Raw genomic sequence first — 251 nt, forward strand, 5'->3', positions numbered from 1 at the left:
CCTGGATATTTTAGAGCACTTTGTGCTTCCATAAGTTGACAAGCTTTATGGAAATTAGGATATCCTTTGCCAAAAGCACTTGGCCCCTCCCACAGAGCCAAAACTACTTGTAACTTGCCTGGTTCAGCCCAAAGTCCCCGCCCACTCCCTGAGTTGGCTGCTCCTCTTGGTCTGGGCTTGTGCAATGTAGTTAAGATTTCATCGGTCCATGGTTGGTTCATCCAATCAGATAATTGGAATGCACAAAACTG

The 251-nt window shown here is 46.2% G+C and carries 1 protein-coding gene; it reads right to left on the minus strand.

All coding sequences use genetic code 11. The features are described 5' to 3' along the window. Positions 1-251, minus strand: a 251-nt coding sequence (locus IEQ44_RS17375; RefSeq protein ID WP_227487682.1) for a hypothetical protein, incomplete at both ends; no start/stop codon positions are given.

Origin of the sequence: Nocardioides malaquae (assembly GCF_015070385.1) — a bacterium.
GTDB classification, from domain to species: Bacteria; Actinomycetota; Actinomycetes; order Propionibacteriales; family Nocardioidaceae; genus Nocardioides; species Nocardioides malaquae.